Source organism: Micromonospora sp. KLBMP9576, assembly GCF_050941805.1.
GTDB lineage: Bacteria > Actinomycetota > Actinomycetes > Mycobacteriales > Micromonosporaceae > Micromonospora.
Genome location: NZ_CP194567.1, coordinates 5,621,538 through 5,638,875 on the forward strand (window position 1 = coordinate 5,621,538; position 17,338 = coordinate 5,638,875).

The 17,338-nt window shown below is 68.6% G+C and carries 29 protein-coding genes and 1 pseudogene; all 30 read right to left on the reverse strand.

Features of this window, described 5'->3' with window-relative positions; all coding sequences use genetic code 11:
- Positions 1-7: 7 nt before the first annotated feature.
- The 30 genes and pseudogenes from rpsK to tuf all read right to left on the reverse strand — a co-directional run bounded on the left by rpsK (position 8) and on the right by tuf (position 17,123).
- Positions 8-415, reverse strand: a complete 408-nt coding sequence (gene rpsK / locus ACQ452_RS24870; protein WP_020513613.1) for a 30S ribosomal protein S11 — start codon at positions 413-415, stop codon at positions 8-10.
- 17 nt (positions 416-432) lie between these two features.
- Positions 433-813 carry a 30S ribosomal protein S13 gene (rpsM, locus tag ACQ452_RS24875; RefSeq protein WP_433387786.1) on the reverse strand — a complete coding sequence of 127 codons (381 nt, stop codon included), beginning with the start codon at positions 811-813 and terminating at the stop codon, positions 433-435.
- A gap of 266 nt (positions 814-1,079) precedes the next feature.
- Entirely contained in the window at positions 1,080-1,193 is a 114-nt protein-coding gene (gene rpmJ, locus ACQ452_RS24880; RefSeq protein WP_012184307.1) for a 50S ribosomal protein L36, read from the reverse strand.
- 93 nt (positions 1,194-1,286) lie between these two features.
- Positions 1,287-1,508, reverse strand: coding sequence for a translation initiation factor IF-1 (infA, locus tag ACQ452_RS24885; protein ID WP_007073013.1), 222 nt, complete (start codon positions 1,506-1,508; stop codon positions 1,287-1,289).
- 585 nt (positions 1,509-2,093) lie between these two features.
- A pseudogene (locus ACQ452_RS24890) lies at positions 2,094-2,639 on the reverse strand (DUF1707 SHOCT-like domain-containing protein); the annotation flags it as partial.
- Between the two features lie 124 nt (positions 2,640-2,763).
- A complete protein-coding gene (gene map / locus ACQ452_RS24895) occupies positions 2,764-3,615 on the reverse strand; it encodes a type I methionyl aminopeptidase (RefSeq protein WP_433387788.1) in 852 nt (283 codons plus the stop codon).
- Positions 3,616-3,706: 91 nt separating this feature from the next.
- Complete coding sequence (locus ACQ452_RS24900) at positions 3,707-4,360, reverse strand: adenylate kinase (protein WP_433387790.1); 654 nt, start codon at positions 4,358-4,360, stop codon at positions 3,707-3,709.
- Positions 4,361-5,689 (reverse strand): preprotein translocase subunit SecY, encoded by a 1,329-nt coding sequence (gene secY, locus ACQ452_RS24905; protein WP_433387792.1) that lies wholly within the window; start codon positions 5,687-5,689, stop codon positions 4,361-4,363.
- Positions 5,690-5,923: 234 nt separating this feature from the next.
- Positions 5,924-6,367, reverse strand: coding sequence for a 50S ribosomal protein L15 (gene rplO / locus ACQ452_RS24910; protein ID WP_433387794.1), 444 nt, complete (start codon positions 6,365-6,367; stop codon positions 5,924-5,926).
- A complete protein-coding gene (gene rpmD / locus ACQ452_RS24915) occupies positions 6,367-6,549 on the reverse strand; it encodes a 50S ribosomal protein L30 (RefSeq protein WP_074314584.1) in 183 nt (60 codons plus the stop codon). Before rpmD ends, rplO begins: the two co-directional genes overlap by 1 nt.
- Entirely contained in the window at positions 6,549-7,163 is a 615-nt protein-coding gene (gene rpsE / locus ACQ452_RS24920; RefSeq protein ID WP_132230907.1) for a 30S ribosomal protein S5, read from the reverse strand. The genes rpmD and rpsE overlap by 1 nt, the downstream gene beginning before the upstream one ends.
- A gap of 33 nt (positions 7,164-7,196) precedes the next feature.
- On the reverse strand, positions 7,197-7,586 hold the full coding sequence (rplR, locus tag ACQ452_RS24925) for a 50S ribosomal protein L18 (RefSeq protein ID WP_433387796.1): 390 nt from the start codon (positions 7,584-7,586) through the stop codon (positions 7,197-7,199).
- A complete protein-coding gene (rplF, locus tag ACQ452_RS24930) occupies positions 7,583-8,125 on the reverse strand; it encodes a 50S ribosomal protein L6 (RefSeq protein ID WP_433387797.1) in 543 nt (180 codons plus the stop codon). The genes rplR and rplF overlap by 4 nt, the downstream gene beginning before the upstream one ends.
- A gap of 16 nt (positions 8,126-8,141) precedes the next feature.
- Entirely contained in the window at positions 8,142-8,549 is a 408-nt protein-coding gene (rpsH, locus tag ACQ452_RS24935) for a 30S ribosomal protein S8 (protein WP_091451909.1), read from the reverse strand.
- Between the two features lie 118 nt (positions 8,550-8,667).
- Positions 8,668-8,853 carry a type Z 30S ribosomal protein S14 gene (locus ACQ452_RS24940; protein WP_433387799.1) on the reverse strand — a complete coding sequence of 62 codons (186 nt, stop codon included), beginning with the start codon at positions 8,851-8,853 and terminating at the stop codon, positions 8,668-8,670.
- Position 8,854: 1 nt separating this feature from the next.
- Positions 8,855-9,424 carry a 50S ribosomal protein L5 gene (gene rplE / locus ACQ452_RS24945; RefSeq protein WP_433387801.1) on the reverse strand — a complete coding sequence of 190 codons (570 nt, stop codon included), beginning with the start codon at positions 9,422-9,424 and terminating at the stop codon, positions 8,855-8,857.
- On the reverse strand, positions 9,424-9,744 hold the full coding sequence (gene rplX / locus ACQ452_RS24950) for a 50S ribosomal protein L24 (RefSeq protein WP_433387803.1): 321 nt from the start codon (positions 9,742-9,744) through the stop codon (positions 9,424-9,426). The genes rplE and rplX overlap by 1 nt, the downstream gene beginning before the upstream one ends.
- Positions 9,741-10,109: a 50S ribosomal protein L14 gene (gene rplN, locus ACQ452_RS24955; RefSeq protein ID WP_007465279.1), complete on the reverse strand. Its 369-nt coding sequence runs from the start codon at positions 10,107-10,109 to the stop codon at positions 9,741-9,743. The genes rplX and rplN overlap by 4 nt, the downstream gene beginning before the upstream one ends.
- Positions 10,110-10,206: 97 nt before the next feature.
- Positions 10,207-10,485, reverse strand: a complete 279-nt coding sequence (rpsQ, locus tag ACQ452_RS24960; protein WP_433387805.1) for a 30S ribosomal protein S17 — start codon at positions 10,483-10,485, stop codon at positions 10,207-10,209.
- Positions 10,482-10,718, reverse strand: coding sequence for a 50S ribosomal protein L29 (gene rpmC, locus ACQ452_RS24965; RefSeq protein WP_074472523.1), 237 nt, complete (start codon positions 10,716-10,718; stop codon positions 10,482-10,484). The genes rpsQ and rpmC overlap by 4 nt, the downstream gene beginning before the upstream one ends.
- Positions 10,718-11,143 (reverse strand): 50S ribosomal protein L16, encoded by a 426-nt coding sequence (gene rplP / locus ACQ452_RS24970; RefSeq protein ID WP_007465292.1) that lies wholly within the window; start codon positions 11,141-11,143, stop codon positions 10,718-10,720. Before rplP ends, rpmC begins: the two co-directional genes overlap by 1 nt.
- 3 nt (positions 11,144-11,146) lie before the next feature.
- Positions 11,147-12,004, reverse strand: a complete 858-nt coding sequence (gene rpsC / locus ACQ452_RS24975) for a 30S ribosomal protein S3 (protein ID WP_433387808.1) — start codon at positions 12,002-12,004, stop codon at positions 11,147-11,149.
- Positions 12,004-12,462 carry a 50S ribosomal protein L22 gene (gene rplV, locus ACQ452_RS24980; protein WP_433387809.1) on the reverse strand — a complete coding sequence of 153 codons (459 nt, stop codon included), beginning with the start codon at positions 12,460-12,462 and terminating at the stop codon, positions 12,004-12,006. The genes rpsC and rplV overlap by 1 nt, the downstream gene beginning before the upstream one ends.
- A 40-nt stretch (positions 12,463-12,502) precedes the next feature.
- Complete coding sequence (gene rpsS, locus ACQ452_RS24985; RefSeq protein WP_088647003.1) at positions 12,503-12,784, reverse strand: 30S ribosomal protein S19; 282 nt, start codon at positions 12,782-12,784, stop codon at positions 12,503-12,505.
- Between the two features lie 12 nt (positions 12,785-12,796).
- Complete coding sequence (gene rplB, locus ACQ452_RS24990; RefSeq protein WP_433387811.1) at positions 12,797-13,636, reverse strand: 50S ribosomal protein L2; 840 nt, start codon at positions 13,634-13,636, stop codon at positions 12,797-12,799.
- 12 nt (positions 13,637-13,648) lie between these two features.
- Complete coding sequence (rplW, locus tag ACQ452_RS24995; protein WP_088998352.1) at positions 13,649-13,951, reverse strand: 50S ribosomal protein L23; 303 nt, start codon at positions 13,949-13,951, stop codon at positions 13,649-13,651.
- Complete coding sequence (gene rplD / locus ACQ452_RS25000; protein ID WP_433387813.1) at positions 13,948-14,598, reverse strand: 50S ribosomal protein L4; 651 nt, start codon at positions 14,596-14,598, stop codon at positions 13,948-13,950. Before rplD ends, rplW begins: the two co-directional genes overlap by 4 nt.
- Complete coding sequence (rplC, locus tag ACQ452_RS25005) at positions 14,595-15,260, reverse strand: 50S ribosomal protein L3 (RefSeq protein ID WP_433387815.1); 666 nt, start codon at positions 15,258-15,260, stop codon at positions 14,595-14,597. Before rplC ends, rplD begins: the two co-directional genes overlap by 4 nt.
- Positions 15,261-15,271: 11 nt before the next feature.
- Positions 15,272-15,580, reverse strand: coding sequence for a 30S ribosomal protein S10 (gene rpsJ / locus ACQ452_RS25010; protein ID WP_007073037.1), 309 nt, complete (start codon positions 15,578-15,580; stop codon positions 15,272-15,274).
- 349 nt (positions 15,581-15,929) lie between these two features.
- Positions 15,930-17,123, reverse strand: coding sequence for an elongation factor Tu (tuf, locus tag ACQ452_RS25015; protein WP_433387817.1), 1,194 nt, complete (start codon positions 17,121-17,123; stop codon positions 15,930-15,932).
- Positions 17,124-17,338 lie beyond the last annotated feature (215 nt).

Consider the following 17,338-nt stretch of genomic DNA (forward strand, 5'->3'; position numbering starts at 1 on the left):
CTACCTCTCAGACCCGGCGACGCTTCGGCGGACGGCACCCGTTGTGCGGCTGCGGGGTGACGTCGGCGATCTGGCCGACCTCCAGCCCGGCGGCCTGCAACGAACGGATCGCGGTCTCCCGGCCGGAGCCGGGGCCCTTGACGAACACGTCGACCTTGCGCATGCCGTGCTCCATGGCCCGACGCGCGGCGGCCTCGGCGGCCAGCTGCGCGGCGAACGGAGTCGACTTGCGGGAGCCCTTGAAGCCCACCTGGCCCGACGAGGCCCAGGAGATGACCGCACCGGTCGGGTCCGTGATGGACACGATGGTGTTGTTGAAGGTGCTCTTGATGTGCGCCTGCCCGTGGGCGACGTTCTTGCGTTCCTTGCGCCGGACCTTCTTGACGGCGGCTCCGGCACGAGCCTTCGGTGGCATAAGTCTGTGCGCTCCTATTACTTCTTGCCGGGCTTCTTCTTGCCGGCGACGGTCCGCTTCGGGCCCTTGCGGGTCCGCGCGTTGGTCTTGGTCCGCTGCCCGCGCACGGGCAGACCCCGGCGGTGCCGGATGCCGGCGTAGCAGCCGATCTCGACCTTGCGGCGGATGTCAGCGGCGACCTCGCGGCGCAGGTCGCCTTCAACCTTGTAGTTGCCCTCGATGTGGCTCCGGAGCTGGACCAGCTCCTCGTCCGTGAGGTCCCGGGCGCGCTTGTCCGGCGAGATGCCGGTGGCGGCGAGCGTCTCCAGGGCGCGGGTACGACCCACGCCGAAGATGTAGGTGAGCGCGATCTCCATCCGCTTTTCGCGGGGGAGATCCACGCCGGCTAGACGTGCCATGTGCGGGCGTACTCCTCGTGATGTGTGGCGGAGGTGTGGACCCGTCCCACCCCGCTACCGGCCGTCCCGTCTTTCCGACGCTGTCAGCGCCGGCGACCGGGATCGGTCGTTGCCCGAGCGGGCCCCGGCCTCCGACCGGGGGTCAACCACGCACAGGTACGCGACGCGTACCGCCCGCGGCTGGAACGAGCATGTGATTCATTGTCTGGATCTGCGACCCGGACCGGTGCCCACCGACCGTTGTCACCCGGTCGGTCGTTACTGGTTCAGCCCTGGCGCTGCTTGTGGCGCGGGTCGGTGCAGATGACCATGACCCGGCCGTGCCGTCGGATGACCCGGCACTTGTTGCAGATCCTCTTGACGCTCGGCTTGACCTTCACGGTTGCCTTACTTCCCATCTGGCCCGACGACGCGCCGAGGCGCGACACCGGACGTCGAAGACGGACACGGGGACGACCCGGCCGCCGTCAGGCTTACTTGTAGCGGTAGACGATGCGCCCGCGGGTCAGGTCGTACGGCGAGAGTTCGACGACGACCCGGTCCTCCGGCAGGATGCGGATGTAGTGCTGCCGCATCTTGCCACTGATGTGAGCCAGCACCTTGTGGCCGTTCGCGAGCTCCACCCGGAACATGGCGTTCGGCAGGGGCTCGATGACTCGACCCTCGATCTCGATGGCTCCGTCTTTTTTCGGCATGTCCTCCGCTGTCCTGACGTCGGTTACTCCGGACGGCCCACAACGTCTTACACGGGCCACCGATCAAGATCGGGGGGCCCGCGCCAGCCGCGGCTCCGACTCCCACCGAAGCGCAGGATGGGCATGCCGGAGTGGACGCTGTGCGCCGATCAGAAAGTGTACGCCGGCCCGAGGGCCGCCGCCAAACCGGCCGGCGATCGGTGCGTCGAACCGGCTGGAACCGGCCATTCACACCCCGGCGTCGAGCGTCCCGCCCCGGCGTCTCCGCCCGGCCCCCGGCGTGCCCCGCCCCGGCTCCTCACGCAGTTCACCGGCCCCGGCCGGCTCCCGCTCCCGGAGCTGAGGTTCCCCGCCGGCCGTGGCCTGATCCCGCCCCCGGAGCGGGGCCTCCGTGGCCTGATCCCGCTCCCGGAGCGGGGCCTCCGTGGCCTGATCCCGCTCCCGGAGTCGCCCGGCGGGGGCGTCCGCCGGCGGGGGCGCGGGCTGCTGCTCCCCCGCCCCGGCCGGTTCCCGCCGTGGCGCTTCCCCGTCGGCGGGAACCGACTCCCGGTCCCGGGCCCCCTCGGCGGAAGCCGGTTCCCGCCGCTGTCCCTGCGCCTCGGCGGCGGCCAGCTCACGCTTGCGCGCCCGCTTGGCCAGCCGGCGCTCACGCCGCCGGTCCTGCTTCTCCGCCCACCGCCGCGGCTCACCCCCGGTGACACCGGCGACCGTGCGCACCAGCAGCACCGCGCCCCACGGCCCGGCCACCCAGGCGGGCCAGAAGTAGAACAACTCACCGGAGAGCGCGGAGGTCACCGCCCAGACGCTCACCACGATCGCGATCGTGCGCAGGTAGGGGAACCAGACCTCGGCCAGCCAACGGGCGGTCGCCGACGAGGTCGACGCCGGCACGACGGCCGGCGCCGGCAGGCCCGGCAGCGTGGCCAGCTCCGACGCGGCCGGACCCGCCGGCGCCGGCAGGTCGCGGACCACGGCGTTCAGCTCGCCGTACGTGCGCGCCGCGTACGCCCGTTGCAGCCGCTCGTCGTACTCGTGCAGGTCCAGCCGGCCCTCGTCCACGGCCACCCGCAGCCGCTCGGCCACCACCTGACGGTCCGCGTCGGCGGCCCGCATTCCGTCGCTCTCCCGCATACCCGCCAGCATGCCACCGCCCCACCAGTACGGGTTCCCGCCCTCACCCGGGCCCCAGGCGGCCCGGGACACGCGGCCCCGGGCACGGACCGCAGCCCAGGGCGCGAACGCCCTCAGCGCGACCTCAGCGGGTCGACGAGTCCGCCGGCTGGCGGGAGGTGACCAGCTCGCCGAGCCGGCCCCGGCCGCCGTCCGGCGCGGTGAGCACCCAGACGCCGTCGGCGAGCAGCGCCATCGTGTGCTCGACGTGCACCGCCATCGACCGGTCCCGGGTGACGACGGTCCAGCCGTCGGAGAACTCGACCGTCCGGGGCGAGCCAAGCGTGATCATGGGCTCGATGGCCAGCGCCATGCCCGGCACCAGTCGGGGACCCTTGCCCGGTCGCCCGTGGTTGAGCACGTGCGGGTCCTGGTGCATCTCGGTGCCGATGCCGTGCCCGCCGTAGCCGTCGACGATGCCGTACCGGCCGCCCTTGCGGACCGCGCTCTCCACGGCGTGCGAGATGTCGGTGAGCCGGCCCTTGCCGCTGGCCGCGCCCCGGGCGGCGGCGGCGATACCCGCCCACATGGCGTCCTCGGCGACCGCCGTCATCGTCAGCAGCGCCGGGTCGACCTCGCCCACCGCCACGGTGATGGCCGCGTCCCCGTGCCAACCGTCCAGCACCGCACCGCAGTCGATGGAGATCACGTCGCCGTCGCGGAGCACCTGCGTGGCCGACGGGATGGCGTGCACGACCTGCTCGTTGACGGACGAGCAGATCGACGCGGGAAAGCCGTGGTAGCCCTTGAACGAGGGCACGGCGCCGGCCTCGCGGATGGTCGACTCGGCGATGGCGTCCAGGTCGGCGGTGCTGACCCCGGGAGCGACCGCCTCCCGCATGCGCCGCAGCGCCTCGGCGACCACCAGCCCGGCGGCGCGCATCTTCTCGATCTGATCAGGGGTCTTCAGCTGGATGTCCAGCTGGGGACGACGCATGGAGCCGTTACCTTTCGTTGCCGAAGCCGAAGAACGGGGCACGTCGGACGTACCCCGCTCTTCGCACTCTATCCGCGTGCAACGCCGGGCGTCAGCCGCCGTACGAGCGCAGGGCGTCGATGGCGCGGACGGTGACGTCCTCCACCGGGCCGGTGGCGTCGATGCCCACCAGCTTGCCCTGGGCGCCGTAGTAGTCGACCAGCGGCGCGGTCTTGTCGGTGTATTCCCGCAGGCGGGTGGCGATCGTCTCCGGCTTGTCGTCGTCACGCTGGAACAGCTCGGCGCCGCACCGGTCGCAGACGTCCTCGCGGGAGGTGGCGTCGAACTCGACGTGCCAGATCTTGCCGCAGCCCCGGCAGGTGCGCCGGCCGGAGAGCCGCCGGATCACCTCGTCGTCGTCCACCACCAGCTCCAGGACCAGGTCCAGCGCGGTGCCCAGGTCGGCGAGGAGCTTGTCCAGCGCGGCGGCCTGCGGCGTGGTGCGCGGGAAGCCGTCGAGCAGGAAGCCCTCGGCGGCGTCCGGCTCGGCGAGCCGGTCCCGGACCATGTTGATGGTCACCTCGTCGGGCACCAGCTCGCCGGCGTCCATGTAGCGCTTCGCCTCGACCCCCAGCGGGGTGCCCTGCGTGACGTTCGACCGGAAGATGTCGCCGGTCGAGATCTTCGGGACCGAGAGGTGCGCGGCGACGAACTCGGCCTGCGTGCCCTTGCCCGCACCCGGCGGGCCAACCAGAACGAGTCTCATCTACCGCAGGAACCCTTCGTAGTTCCGCTGCATCAGTTGGCTCTCGATCTGCTTCGTGGTCTCCAGACCGACGCCGACCATGATCAGCACAGCGGTGCCGCCGAACGGGAAGTTCAGGTACTGCTGCTTGTCCAGCCAGATGAAGAAGAAGTTCGGCAGGATCGAGATGATGCCCAGGTAGAGCGCGCCCGGCAGCGTGATGCGGCTGAGGATGAAGTCGAGGTAGTCGGCGGTCGGCTTGCCGGGGCGGATGCCCGGCACGAAGCCGCCGTACTTCTTCATGTTGTCCGCGACCTCGGTCGGGTTGAACGTGATCGAGACGTAGAAGTACGTGAAGAAGATGATCAGCAGGAAGTAGACCACGATGTAGATCGGGCTGGTCGGGTCGACCAGGTTGTTCTGGATCCACGCCTGGGTCTTGCCCGGGTCGTTCTGGTCGAAGAACTGCAGCGCCAGCTGCGGCAGGTAGAGCAGCGACGAACCGAAGATGACCGGGATGACACCCGCCTGGTTGACCTTCAGCGGGATGTAGGTCGAGGTGCCACCGTACATCCGCCGGCCGATCATGCGCTTGGCGTACTGCACCGGGATGCGGCGCTGCGCCTGCTCGATGAAGGTGACCGCGGTGATGACCACCAGGACCAGCGCGATGACGAGCAGGAACTTGCCCCAGCCGCCGGTCTGCTTGATCTGCCAGCCCTCGCTGGGGAGCCGGGCGGCGATCGAGGTGAAGATCAGGACGGACATGCCGTTGCCGACGCCGCGGTCCGTGATCAGCTCGCCGAGCCACATCACCATGCCGGTGCCGGCGGTCATCGTCATGACCAGGAGGGTCAGCGTCAGCCAGTCCGGGATGCCGGTCCCCGTGGGGATGATCGGGAACTGGTCGCACTGGTTGTTGAAGAGCTGCCCGGAGCGGGCCAGCGCCACGAACGCCGACGCCTGCAGGACACCGAGGCCCAGCGTCAGGTAGCGGGTGTACTGGGTGATCTTGGCCTGGCCGGACTGGCCCTCCTTGCGGAGCTGCTCCAGCCGGGGGATCACCACGGTCAACAGCTGCAGGATGATCGACGCGGTGATGTAGGGCATGATGCCCAGCGCGAAGACCGAGAGCTGCAGCAGCGCTCCGCCGGAGAAGAGGTTGAGCAGGTTCAACACCCCGGTGGAGCCGTCCTGCAGGGTGTCGAGACACTTCTGGACGTTGCCGTACGAGACGCCCGGGCTGGGCAGCGTCGCCCCGAGCCGGTAGACCGCAATGATGCCTACTGTGAACAGCAGCTTCTTGCGCAGGTCAGGCGTACGGAACGCACTGAGAAAGGCGGACAGCAACTTTCTTCCTCCTGCGCGAGGCGGGCCGCCGGTGATCCCTGGCGGTCGGGGTGGACACCGGGCGAGCGCCCGATATCCGTGGCTGGGAAGGGACTCTAACAGCCCGATCCCGGTCCGGGCAGATGTGCCCGGCTACATAAACCGAATCCGATGTTACCCGGAGCACATCCGCCGGGCAGAGCATGGCGCCCGCCCAGTTGCGACAACTGAGCGGGCGCCACGGGTGATACGTGCCTACAGCTCGGTGGCGGAGCCACCGGCAGCGGCGATCTTCTCCTTGGCCGACGCGCTGAACGCGTGCGCCGACACCTGGAGGGCGATCCCGCCGAGGTCCCCGGTGCCGAGGACCTTGACCGGGTGACCCTTGCGGACCGCGCCGGACTCGACGAGCTCCAGCGGGCCGACCTCGCCGCCGTTCGGGAACAGTTCGGCGAGCCGGTCCAGGTTGACCACCTGGAAGACCACCTTGAACTTGTTCTTGAAGCCCTTCATCTTCGGCAGGCGCATGTGGATGGGCATCTGCCCACCCTCGAACGCCGCCGAGATGTTCTTGCGGGCCTTGGAACCCTTGGTACCGCGACCGGCGGTCTTGCCCTTGGAGCCTTCACCGCGACCCACACGGGTCTTGGCGGTCTTGGCACCGGGCGCCGGGCGCAGGTGGTGGACCTTGATCGTCATTACTCGACCTCCTCGACCTTCACGAGGTGGTTGACCGTGAAGATCATGCCGCGGATCTCCGGACGGTCCTCCTTGACCACCACGTCGTTGATCCGCTTGAGACCGAGCGAACGCAGCGAGTCACGCTGGTTCTGCTTGGTCCCGATCCCGGACCGGACCTGGGTGACCTTCAGGCGAGCCATCAGGATGCCACCCCCGCCCGCGACGCCAGCATGGCGGCCGGCGCGACGTCCTCGACCGGCAGGCCACGACGGGCCGCGACAGCCTCCGGGGACTCGAGCCCCTTCAGCGCCGCCACAGTGGCGTGCACGATGTTGATCGGGTTCGACGAACCGAGGCTCTTGGAGAGCACGTCGTGGATGCCCGCGCACTCCAGCACGGCACGCACCGGACCACCGGCGATGACACCCGTACCGGCGGAAGCCGGCTTGAGCAGCACCACACCGGCCGCGGCCTCACCCGTCACCGGGTGCGGGATCGACGCGGCGATCCGCGGAACCTTGAAGAAGTGCTTCTTGGCCTCCTCGACGCCCTTGGCGATCGCCGCGGGCACCTCCTTGGCCTTTCCGTAGCCCACACCGACGGTGCCGTCGCCGTCGCCCACGATCACCAGGGCGGTGAAGCTGAAGCGACGACCACCCTTCACGACCTTGGCGACGCGGTTGATCGCGACGACCCGCTCGAGGTGCGGGGTCTTCTCGACGGGCGCGTTTCCGCGGCCGCCCTCACGGCGGTTGTCGCGGCGACCACCCTCGTTGCCACCGGACCCGCCGCCACGGCGCTGTTGACCTGGCATCAGCAGCCTTCCTTATCTCTCGTGACGGGGTTTCTAGAACTCGAGCCCGGCTTCGCGGGCGGCATCGGCAAGCGCGGCGACGCGCCCCGCGTACCGGTTGCCACCGCGGTCGAAGACGACCTTGGCGACGCCCGCGGCCTTGGCCCGCTCGGCGAGCAGAGCGCCGACCTTGCCGGCCAGGGCCCGCTTGTCGCCCTCCGTGCCGCGCAGCGAGGCGTCCAGGGTCGAGGCCGACGCAAGGGTGTGACCCTTGGTGTCGTCCACGATCTGGGCGACCATGTGCCGCAGGGAACGGGTGACGACGAGGCGGGGACGCTCGGCGGTGCCGCTGACGTTCTTGCGGACCCGGAAGTGTCGGCGCGCACGCCCGACGGCGCGCTTGGCGGCGACGCCGCGGCGGCGCTTGAGCAGCGTGGCGCTCACTTCTTACCTGCCTTTCCGGCCTTGCGGCGGATGACCTCGCCCTGGTACTTCACGCCCTTGCCCTTGTAGGGCTCCGGCGGGCGGATCTTCCGGATGTTGGCGGCGACCTCACCGACGAGCTGCTTGTCGATGCCGGCCACGTGGAACACCGTCGGCTTCTCCACCGTGAAGGTGATGCCGTCCGGGGCCGGGACCAGCACCGGGTGCGAGAACCCGAGCGCGAACTCCAGGTCCTTGCCCTTGGCGGTCACGCGGTAACCGGTGCCGGCGATCTCCAGGCTCTTGCGGTAGCCCTCGGTGACACCGACGATCATGTTGGCGACCAGGGTACGGCTGAGGCCGTGCAGTTCCTTGGCCTTGCGCTCGTCGTTCGGGCGGTTGACGTTCAGCTGCCCGTCCTCGGCCCGGTCGACCGTGATCGGCTCGGCCAGGGTGTGCGAGAGCTCGCCCTTCGGGCCCTTGACCTTGACGGTCTGCCCGTCGATCGTGATATCGACGCCGGCTGGCACCGGGATCGACTTACGTCCAATACGCGACATTTCTACCTGTCTCCCGTTACCAGACGAAGGCGAGGACTTCCCCGCCAACGCTCCGCTTGCGGGCCTGCCGGTCGGTGAGCAGCCCCTGGGACGTCGAAATGATCGCCACGCCCAGCCCGCCGAGCACCCGCGGGAGCCCGTCCGACTTGGCGTAAACCCGCAGACCGGGCTTGGACACACGCTTGATGCCGGCCAGGCTCCGCTCCCGGTTCTGGCCATACTTCAGTTCGACGACCAGTCGCTTGCCGACGGCACCCTCCTCGGGCTCCTCGGCCGACCAGGTGGCGATGTAGCCCTCAGCCTTGAGGACCTCGGCGATGTTCGCCTTGATCTTCGAGTAGGGCATCGTCACCCGGTCGTGGTACGCCTGGTTGGCGTTACGCAGACGCGTGAGCATGTCTGCGATCGGGTCGGTCATCGTCATGGATTTCGTCAGCCTTTCTCGCCGGGGTTCCCGGGGCCTTCCGCCCCGGGCCTACGGCGAAGAGCAATACGTGATCGGTGCAAGGGGTCCCGGCCCGACGGCCGGGACGCGGTCGCCCTTACCAGGATGCCTTGGAAACGCCCGGCAGCTCACCGCGGTGGGCCATCTCCCGGATGCAGATCCGGCAGAGACCGAACTTGCGGTAGACCGCCTTGGGACGCCCGCACCGCTGGCAGCGGGTGTAGGCGCGAACCGAGAACTTCGGCTTCGCGGCCGCCTTGTGGATCAGCGCCTTCTTGGCCATCTCAGTTCTCCTTGAACGGGAAGCCCAGAAGCTTGAGCAGCGCCCGGCCCTCGTCGTCGGTCGTGGCGGTCGTGACCACCGTGATGTCCATGCCCCGCTGCCGATCGATCTTGTCCTGGTCGATCTCGTGGAACACCGACTGCTCGGTCAGGCCGAACGTGTAGTTGCCGTGCCCGTCGAGCTTGCGCCCGTCCAGGCCGCGGAAGTCACGGATACGCGGGAGCGCGATCGACAGCAGCCGGTCCAGGAACTCCCACATCCGATCGCCGCGAAGGGTCACCTTCGCACCGATCGGCATGCCCTCGCGGAGCTTGAACTGCGCGATGGACTTGGTCGCCCGACGCACCTGCGGCTTCTGGCCGGTGATGGTGGCCAGGTCCCGGACGGCGCCGTCGATCAGCTTGGCGTCCCGGGCTGCCTCGCCGACACCCATGTTGACGACGATCTTGACCAGCCGCGGCACCTGCATGGGGTTGCCGAAGCTGTGCTGCTCCTGCAGCTTGGCCACGATCTCGTTGCGGTACCGCTCCTTGAGTCGCGGCATGGTCTTGCTTTCCGTAGCCGTGGTCATCACAGGTCCTTACCGGTGCTACGCGCGATGCGGACCTTCTGGCCGTTTTCGTCGATCCGGTAACCGACGCGGGTCGGCTTGCCGTCGGAGTCCAGGACCTGCACGTTCGAGACGTGGATCGGGGCCTCCTGGGTGACGATGCCACCGGTCTTGGCGCCACGCTGGGTGGTGCTGATGCGGGTGTGCTTCTTGACCCGGTTCACGCCCTCGACCAGGACCTTGTCCTGCCGCGGGTAGGCCGTGATGACCTTACCCTTGGCACCCTTGTCCTTGCCGGCGATGACGACGACCGTGTCGCCCTTCTTGACCTTCACGGTCACAACACCTCCGGCGCGAGAGAGATGATCTTCATGAACCGCTTGTCCCGCAGCTCCCGACCCACCGGGCCGAAGATACGGGTACCGCGCGGGTCCCCGCCGTCCTTGATGATGACGGCGGCGTTCTCGTCGAAGCGGATGTACGAACCGTCCGGCCGCCGCCTCTCCTTGGCGGTGCGAACGACGACCGCCTTGACGACGTCGCCCTTCTTCACACCGGCACCCGGGATAGCGTCCTTGACGGTGGCCACGATGACGTCGCCAATGCTCGCGTAGCGCCGACCGGAGCCACCGAGAACCCGGATGCACAGGATCTCCCTGGCACCCGTGTTGTCGGCGACGCGCAGTCGCGACTCCTGCTGAATCACGTCTATCTCCTATGTCTGCCGGTTCTCCGGCCGCGCACGGCGGCCGGAGCCTGGCGGAACCCGCGCCCGGCTGACGCCGGACGAGCTCGAGCCTTCGCTACTTGGCCTTTTCCAGGATCTCCACGATCCGCCACCGCTTCGTGGCGGACAGCGGCCGGGTCTCCATGATCATGACCCGGTCGCCGGTGCCGGCGGCGTTCTGCTCGTCGTGGACCTTCAGCTTGCGCGTACGGCGCATGATCTTGCCGTAGAGCGCGTGCTTGACCCTGTCCTCGACCTCGACGACGACGGTCTTGTCCATCTTGTCGCTGACCACGAGGCCCTCACGCACCTTACGGCGGGCCCGCGCGTCGGCGGTGGTGGTGTTCTCGCTCATGATGCAGTCACCTCAGTCGGCGCGACCGAGAGACCCAGCTCGCGCTCACGCATGATCGTGTAGATCCGGGCAATCTCCCGACGGATGACCTGCAGCCGCCGGTTGTTGTCCAGCTGGCCGGTCGCGGCCTGCACGCGGAGGTTGAACAGCTCCGCCTTGGCCTCGCGCAGCTTCGTGACCAGCTCCTCCTCGGAGAGCTCACGCAGCTCGGAGGCCTTAACGCCCGCTGCCATCAGGATTCACCCACTTCGCGCGTAACAATGCGGCACTTCATCGGGAGCTTGTGGATCGCGCGACGCATAGCCTCTCGCGCGATCTGCTCGTTCGGGAAGGACATCTCGAAGAGAACCCGCCCTGGCTTCACGTTGGCGACCCACCACTCGGGCGAACCCTTACCGGAACCCATCCGGGTCTCGGCCGGCTTCTTGGTGAGGGCCTGGTCCGGGAAGATCGTGATCCAGACCTTGCCACCACGCTTGATGTGGCGGGTCATCGCGATACGCGCCGACTCGATCTGGCGGTTCGTCACGTACGCCGGCTCGAGAGCCTGGATCCCGAACTCGCCGAACACCACCCGGTTACCACCCTTGGACGCGCCACTGCGGTCCGGGTGGTGCGGCTTGCGGAAGCCCTTCGGGGGCTTGCGCGGCATCAGCATCTGTCAGCCCTCCTGCTGCGTTTCTGCCGCGGCGGCGACGGCGGCGGGATCCACCGCGTCACCACTCGGCGTCTCGGCCTGCTGCGCGATCGTCGTCGCGGCGGCGGCCCTGCCGGCCTCGGTGCCGCCGGCGGTCGTGCCGGACGAGCCGGAACGGCCACGGCGCGGACGCTCGGGACGGTCGCCACGGTCACGGCGCGGGCGCGACGGAGCCTCGGCCGGAGTCTCCCGACCCGGCACCGCGTCGCCCTTGTAGATCCAGACCTTCACGCCGATCCGGCCGAAGCTCGTACGGGCCTCGAAGAAGCCGTACTCGATGTTGGCCCGCAGCGTGTGCAGCGGCACCCGGCCCTCGCGGTAGAACTCGGTCCGGCTCATCTCGGCGCCGCCGAGACGACCCGAGACCTGGACCCGGATGCCCTTGCAGACCGGGTTCTTCATCGCGGACTGCATGGCCTTGCGCATCGCCCGACGGAAGCTCACCCGGCTGGAGAGCTGCTCGGCCACACCCTGGGCGACGAGCTGCGCGTCCGACTCGGGGTTCTTCACCTCGATGATGTTCAGCTGGACCTGCTTGCCGGTCAGCTTCTCGAGCTTGCCGCGGATCTTGTCGGCCTCCGCACCCTTACGGCCGATGACGATGCCCGGCCGGGCGGTGTGGATGTCGACGCGGACCCGGTCGCGGGTGCGCTCGATGTCGACCTTGGAGATGCCGGCACGCTCGAGCCCCGTGGACATCATGCGGCGGATCTTGACATCCTCGCCGATGTAGTCCTTGTAGAGCTTGTCCGCGAACCAGCGGGACTTCCAGTCGGTCGAGATGCCGAGCCGGAACCCGTGCGGGTGAACCTTCTGACCCATTACTCGGCGCCCTCCGTCTTGCTCTGCGTCTCGACCGGCTCCGCCTGCTTCGCCGGCGCCGCCTTCTTGGCGGCCGCCTTCTTCGGCGCTGCCGGCGCCACCGCCTCGACCACGACGGTGATGTGGCAGGTGCGCTTGCGGATCCGGTACGCCCGGCCCTGCGCCCGCGGCTGGAACCGCTTCATGGTCGGGCCCTCGTCGACGAACGCCTCGCTGACGAGCAGCGCGTCGGGGTCCAGCCGCTCGTTGTTCTCCGCGTTGGCAATCGCGCTCGCGAGCACCTTGTATACCTGCTCGCTCGCAGCCTGCGGCGCGAACTGCAGCACCGTGAGCGCCTCCTTCGCGGGCAGGCCGCGGACGAGGTTGACCACCCGGCGCGCCTTCATCGGCGAGATGCGCACGTGCCGCGCAACCGCCCGCGCGCCCGGAAGCACCGGAGCGTCGCCCTTTCCTGGCATCGCTGTAACCCCTTGTTCCTCTATCCGTATGCCCGCGGCGTCAGCGCCGACGGCTCTTCCGGTCGTCCTTCTCGTGACCCTTGAACGTGCGGGTCAGCGCGAACTCGCCGAGCTTGTGCCCGACCATCGCCTCGGTCACGAACACCGGGACGTGCTTGCGTCCGTCGTGCACGGCGATCGTGTGACCCAGCATCTCCGGGATGATCGTCGAGCGCCGCGACCAGGTCTTGATGACGTTCTTAGAGCCCTTGTCGTTCTGCGTCTCCACCTTCTTGAGCAGGTGGTCGTCGATGAACGGGCCCTTCTTCAGGCTGCGAGGCATGTCTTATCTCCCTCAGCCGCGCTTACGCGTGGCGTAGCGACGGCGGACGATCAGCCGGTCACTCGGCTGGCCCTTACGACGGGTACGGCCCTCGGGCTTACCCTGCGGGTTGACCGGGTGGCGACCACCGGAGGTCTTACCCTCACCACCACCGTGCGGGTGGTCGACCGGGTTCATCGCGACACCACGGACGGTCGGGCGCTTGCCCTTCCACCGCATCCGGCCGGCCTTGCCCCAGTTGATGTTCGACTGGTCGGCGTTGCCGATCTCGCCGACGCTCGCGCGGCAGCGGACGTCGACCCGCCGGATCTCGCCGGACGGCATACGCAGGGTCGCGTACACGCCCTCGCGGCCGAGCAGCTGGATGCCGACGCCGGCCGAACGGGCCAGCTTGGCGCCGCCGCCCGGACGCAGCTCCACGTTGTGGATCGTGGTGCCGACCGGGATGTTGCGCAGCGGCAGGTTGTTGCCCGGCTTGATGTCCGCCCCGGGACCGGACTCGACGCGGTCGCCCTGCTTGATGTCCTTCGGCGCGAGGATGTAGCGCTTCTCGCCGTCGGCGTAGTGCAGCAGCGCGATGCGCGCGGTGCGGTTCGGGTCGTACTCGATGTGCGCGACCTTCGCCGGCACGCCGTCCTTGTCGACCCGCTTGAAGTCGATCAGACGGTACTGGCGCTTGTGTCCGCCACCCTGGTGCCGCGCGGTGATCCGGCCGTGGGCGTTACGCCCGCCCTTCTTCGGCAGCGGAGCCAGCAGCGACTTCTCGGGCGTCGACCGGGTGATCTCAGCGAAGTCGGCGACGCTGGAGCCACGCCGGCCCGGCGTCGTCGGCTTGTACTTACGAATAGCCATTGTCTACACCCCTCAGCTGACCGGGCCGCCGAAGGCCTCGATACGGTCACCGTCAGCCAGCTTCACGATCGCCCGCTTGGTGGCCTTACGCTGCCCGAAACCGGTCTTGGTCCGCTTGCGCTTGCCCTGGCGGTTGAGCGTGTTGACCGTCAGGACGCGGACATCGAAGATCTGCTGGATCGCAATCTTGATCTCGGTCTTGTTCGCGTCCGGGTGCACCAGGAAGGTGTACCAGTTCCGGTTCAGCTCGCTGTAGCTCTTCTCCGAGACGACCGGCGCCACGATGATGTCGCGCGGGTCGGCGATGGTGCTCACTTGCCACCCTCCTCGGTGGTCTCGGCGGGAACACCCAGGAACTCGTCCAGGGCGTCCTTGGTGAAGACCACGTCGTCGGCCACCAGCACGTCGTACGTGTTGAGCTGGCCGGCCTCGATCAGGTGCGCCCGCGGCTCGTTGCGCAGCGACACCCAGTTCAGCTCGTCGGTGCTGCTCAGCACGACCAGGACCCGACGGGCCTCGGTCAGCTTCGCCAGCGTGGCCAGGGCGGCCTTGGTCGACGGCTTCTCACCCGAGACGAACGCCTCGACGACGTGCACCTGCCCGGCGCGGGCCCGGTCGGAGAGGGCGCCACGCAGGGCGGCGACCTTCATCTTCTTCGGGGTCCGCTGGCTGTAGTCGCGCGGCACGGGGCCGTGCACGACGCCACCGCCGGCGAACTGCGGCGCGCGGATCGAGCCCTGCCGGGCGCGACCGGTGCCCTTCTGCTTGTACGGCTTCTTGCCGCCACCGGCGACCTCGCCGCGGGTCTTGACCTTGTGCGTGCCCTGCCGGGCCGCCGCGAGCTGCGCCACCACGACCTGGTGCATCAGCGCGAGGTTGGCCTGGACGTCGAAGATGTCGGCGGGCAGCTCGACCGAGCTGCTCTTGGAGCCTTCGACGGTGAGGACGTCAACGGTGGTCACTTGGCCGCACCGCCCTTCTTCGCCTTGGTCTTGGCCGCGGCACGGACCAGGACCAGCGCGCCCTTGGGGCCGGGAATGGCACCACGGACGAGCAGGAGGTTGTTCTCGGTGTCGACCGCCTGGACGGTCAGGTTCTGGACGGTGTAGCGCACGCCACCCATCCGGCCGGCCATCCGGGTGCCCTTGAAGACACGACCCGGGGTGGCGCAGGCGCCGATGGAGCCCGGCGAGCGGTGCTTGCGCTCGACACCGTGGCTGGCGCGCAGACCGTGGAAGCCGTGTCGCTTCATCGGGCCGGCGTAGCCCTTGCCCTTGGTCTTGCCGGTCACGTCGATGGAGACGCCGACCGGGAACTCCTCGACCGTGATCTCCTGGCCGAGCGAGTATTCGCCGGCGTCGCTGGTGCGCAACTCGACGATGTGCCGGCGCGGCGCGACGTCGGCCTTCGCGTAGTGCCCGCTGATCGGCTTCTTGACCTTGCGCGGGTCGATCGTGCCGTACGCGAGCTGGACCGCGGAGTAACCGTCCTTCTCGGCGCTACGAACCTGGCTGATGACGCACGGGCCGGCCTCGACCACGGTCACCGGGACAACACGGTTGTTGTCCCAGACCTGGGTCATGCCGAGCTTGGCGCCCAGGATCCCCTTGACTTGCCTGTCCATTTGTCCGGTCCCTACAGCTTGATCTCGATGTCGACGCCAGCCGGCAGGTCGAGGCGCATGAGCGAGTCGACCGTCTTCGGGGTCGGGTCGATGATGTCGATCAGCCGCTTGTGCGTGCGCATCTCGAAGTGCTCGCGCGAGTCCTTGTACTTGTGCGGCGAGCGGATGACGCAGAAACGGTTGATCTCCGTGGGCAGCGGCACCGGGCCCGCGACCTGCGCCCCGGTACGCGTCACCGTCTCGACGATCTTCCGAGCCGAGGAGTCGACGACCTCGTGGTCATAGGCCTTGAGCCGGATGCGGATCTTCTGTCCCGCCATGGTGGCTTCTGTTCCTTCTCTCGATGCCGCTGTGTTGCGGGCGCCTGCACCGGCTGGCACAGGCCCACTTCGCCGACCCCCGCGGTCGGGCGTGTCGCGCCCTCGGACCAGGCTCCGCCCCGGGACTCCGGAGCGACTCTGACCGCGCGTGGGTCAAGGCGCCGATCGCACCTACCGCGACCTGAACGCCGTGCGAGGGTGGTTGGCGAACGGGCCGCCAACCACCCTACGCTCGACTGCCTGCCACCCGGAGGTTCAGCGCGAGCCGAACACGGGCAGCGAACTGTCGTTACGCAACCTGACTAGTATGCCGCACGACCGGCGGCAGGCCTAATCGGGGTTACCTAGCTCACTTGATGATCTTGGTGACGAACCCGGCGCCGACGGTGCGGCCACCCTCGCGGATCGCGAACTTGAGGTTCTCCTCCATGGCGATGGGCTGGATCAGCTTCACCGTCATGGTGGTGTTGTCGCCCGGCATGACCATCTCGGTGCCCTCGGGCAGCGTGACGACGCCGGTGACGTCCGTGGTCCGGAAGTAGAACTGCGGACGGTAGTTCTGGAAGAACGGCGTGTGCCGGCCGCCCTCCTCCTTGCCGAGGATGTAGACGGTCGCCTCGAACTCGGTGTGCGGGGTCGTGGTGCCCGGCTTGACGACCACCATGCCGCGCTCGACGTCCTCGCGCTTGGTGCCACGCAGCAGCAGGCCGACGTTCTCACCTGCGCGGGCGTCGTCCAGGGTCTTCCGGAACATCTCGATCGCGGTGACCTTGGTCTTGAAGCCCTTCTCCCGGATGCCGACAACCTCGACGTCCTCGTTCGGGAGCAGGACGCCGCGCTCGACGCGACCGGTGACGACGGTGCCACGACCGGTGATCGTGAACACGTCCTCGACGGGCATGAGGAACGGCTTCTCGGTCTCGCGCTCCGGCTGCGGAATCGCGGTGTCGACCGCGTTCATCAGCTCGAGCAGCTTCTCGGTCCACACCGGGTCGCCCTCGAGCGCCTTCAGCGCGGAGACCTGGACGACCGGCAGGTCGTCACCCGGGTACTCCTGCGCCGAGAGCAGCTCACGGACCTCGAGCTCGACGAGCTCCAGGAGCTCCTCGTCATCGACCATGTCGCTCTTGTTGAGCGCCACGACGATGTACGGCACGCCGACCTGGCGGGCCAGCAGCACGTGCTCGCGGGTCTGCGGCATCGGGCCGTCGGTCGCCGCGACCACCAGGATCGCGCCGTCCATCTGCGCGGCACCGGTGATCATGTTCTTGATGTAGTCGGCGTGACCGGGGCAGTCGACGTGCGCGTAGTGCCGCGACTCGGTCTGGTACTCGACGTGTGCGATCGAGATCGTGATGCCGCGGGCCTTCTCCTCCGGCGCCTTGTCGATCTCGTCGAACGGCGTGTAAGGGTTCAGGTCCGGGTACTGGTCGTGCAGGACCTTGGTGATGGCCGCCGTCAGCGTCGTCTTACCGTGGTCGATGTGACCAATGGTGCCGATGTTGACGTGCGGCTTAGTCCGCTCGAACTTAGCCTTCGCCACTGGGTCCTCCTGTGGACTTCTTGGTTCGTTCGCCCCGGCGCGCCGGTCGGCGCTAGGACTCTGTCGACAGCCTTTCCGGCCTGCGGCCGGAGAGCTTTGGTGGGTTCTGCGGCGATGAAGCCTACAGGCCCGGTCTCACGCATCCCGACCGAGGTGGTCGCGGGCGGGAAAATCCTCCCGCGACCGCCCCGGATCGTCGCTCACTTCAGGTGAGG

Bases quoted from the DNA above. Each gene is read 5' to 3' on its own strand.
- rpsM (WP_433387786.1), bottom strand. From the start codon at position 813: ATGGCACGTCTAGCCGGCGTGGATCTCCCCCGCGAAAAGCGGATGGAG.
- rpsK (WP_020513613.1), bottom strand. From the start codon at position 415: ATGCCACCGAAGGCTCGTGCCGGAGCCGCCGTCAAGAAGGTCCGGCGC.
- rpsQ (WP_433387805.1), bottom strand. From the start codon at position 10,485: ATGAGCGAGAACACCACCACCGCCGACGCGCGGGCCCGCCGTAAGGTG.
- rpsC (WP_433387808.1), bottom strand. From the start codon at position 12,004: ATGGGTCAGAAGGTTCACCCGCACGGGTTCCGGCTCGGCATCTCGACC.
- rpsH (WP_091451909.1), bottom strand. From the start codon at position 8,549: ATGACGATGACCGACCCGATCGCAGACATGCTCACGCGTCTGCGTAAC.
- infA (WP_007073013.1), bottom strand. From the start codon at position 1,508: ATGCCGAAAAAAGACGGAGCCATCGAGATCGAGGGTCGAGTCATCGAG.
- rpsJ (WP_007073037.1), bottom strand. From the start codon at position 15,580: ATGGCGGGACAGAAGATCCGCATCCGGCTCAAGGCCTATGACCACGAG.
- rpsS (WP_088647003.1), bottom strand. From the start codon at position 12,784: ATGCCTCGCAGCCTGAAGAAGGGCCCGTTCATCGACGACCACCTGCTC.
- rplV (WP_433387809.1), bottom strand. From the start codon at position 12,462: ATGCCAGGAAAGGGCGACGCTCCGGTGCTTCCGGGCGCGCGGGCGGTT.
- rpmD (WP_074314584.1), bottom strand. From the start codon at position 6,549: ATGGCTCGCCTGAAGGTCACCCAGGTCCGGTCCGGGATCGGGACCAAG.
- rplB (WP_433387811.1), bottom strand. From the start codon at position 13,636: ATGGCTATTCGTAAGTACAAGCCGACGACGCCGGGCCGGCGTGGCTCC.
- rplF (WP_433387797.1), bottom strand. From the start codon at position 8,125: ATGTCGCGTATTGGACGTAAGTCGATCCCGGTGCCAGCCGGCGTCGAT.
- map (WP_433387788.1), bottom strand. From the start codon at position 3,615: ATGCGTCGTCCCCAGCTGGACATCCAGCTGAAGACCCCTGATCAGATC.
- rplP (WP_007465292.1), bottom strand. From the start codon at position 11,143: ATGCTGATGCCGCGCAAGCCCCCGAAGGGCTTCCGCAAGCCGCACCAC.
- rplC (WP_433387815.1), bottom strand. From the start codon at position 15,260: ATGGACAGGCAAGTCAAGGGGATCCTGGGCGCCAAGCTCGGCATGACC.
- rplO (WP_433387794.1), bottom strand. From the start codon at position 6,367: ATGACGATCAAGGTCCACCACCTGCGCCCGGCGCCCGGTGCCAAGACC.
- ACQ452_RS24940 (WP_433387799.1), bottom strand. From the start codon at position 8,853: ATGGCCAAGAAGGCGCTGATCCACAAGGCGGCCGCGAAGCCGAAGTTC.
- rpsE (WP_132230907.1), bottom strand. From the start codon at position 7,163: ATGCCAGGTCAACAGCGCCGTGGCGGCGGGTCCGGTGGCAACGAGGGT.
- rplE (WP_433387801.1), bottom strand. From the start codon at position 9,424: ATGACCACGGCTACGGAAAGCAAGACCATGCCGCGACTCAAGGAGCGG.
- ACQ452_RS24900 (WP_433387790.1), bottom strand. From the start codon at position 4,360: ATGAGACTCGTTCTGGTTGGCCCGCCGGGTGCGGGCAAGGGCACGCAG.
- rpmC (WP_074472523.1), bottom strand. From the start codon at position 10,718: ATGGCAGCGGGCGTTAAGGCCTCCGAGCTGCGTGAGCTCTCCGAGGAG.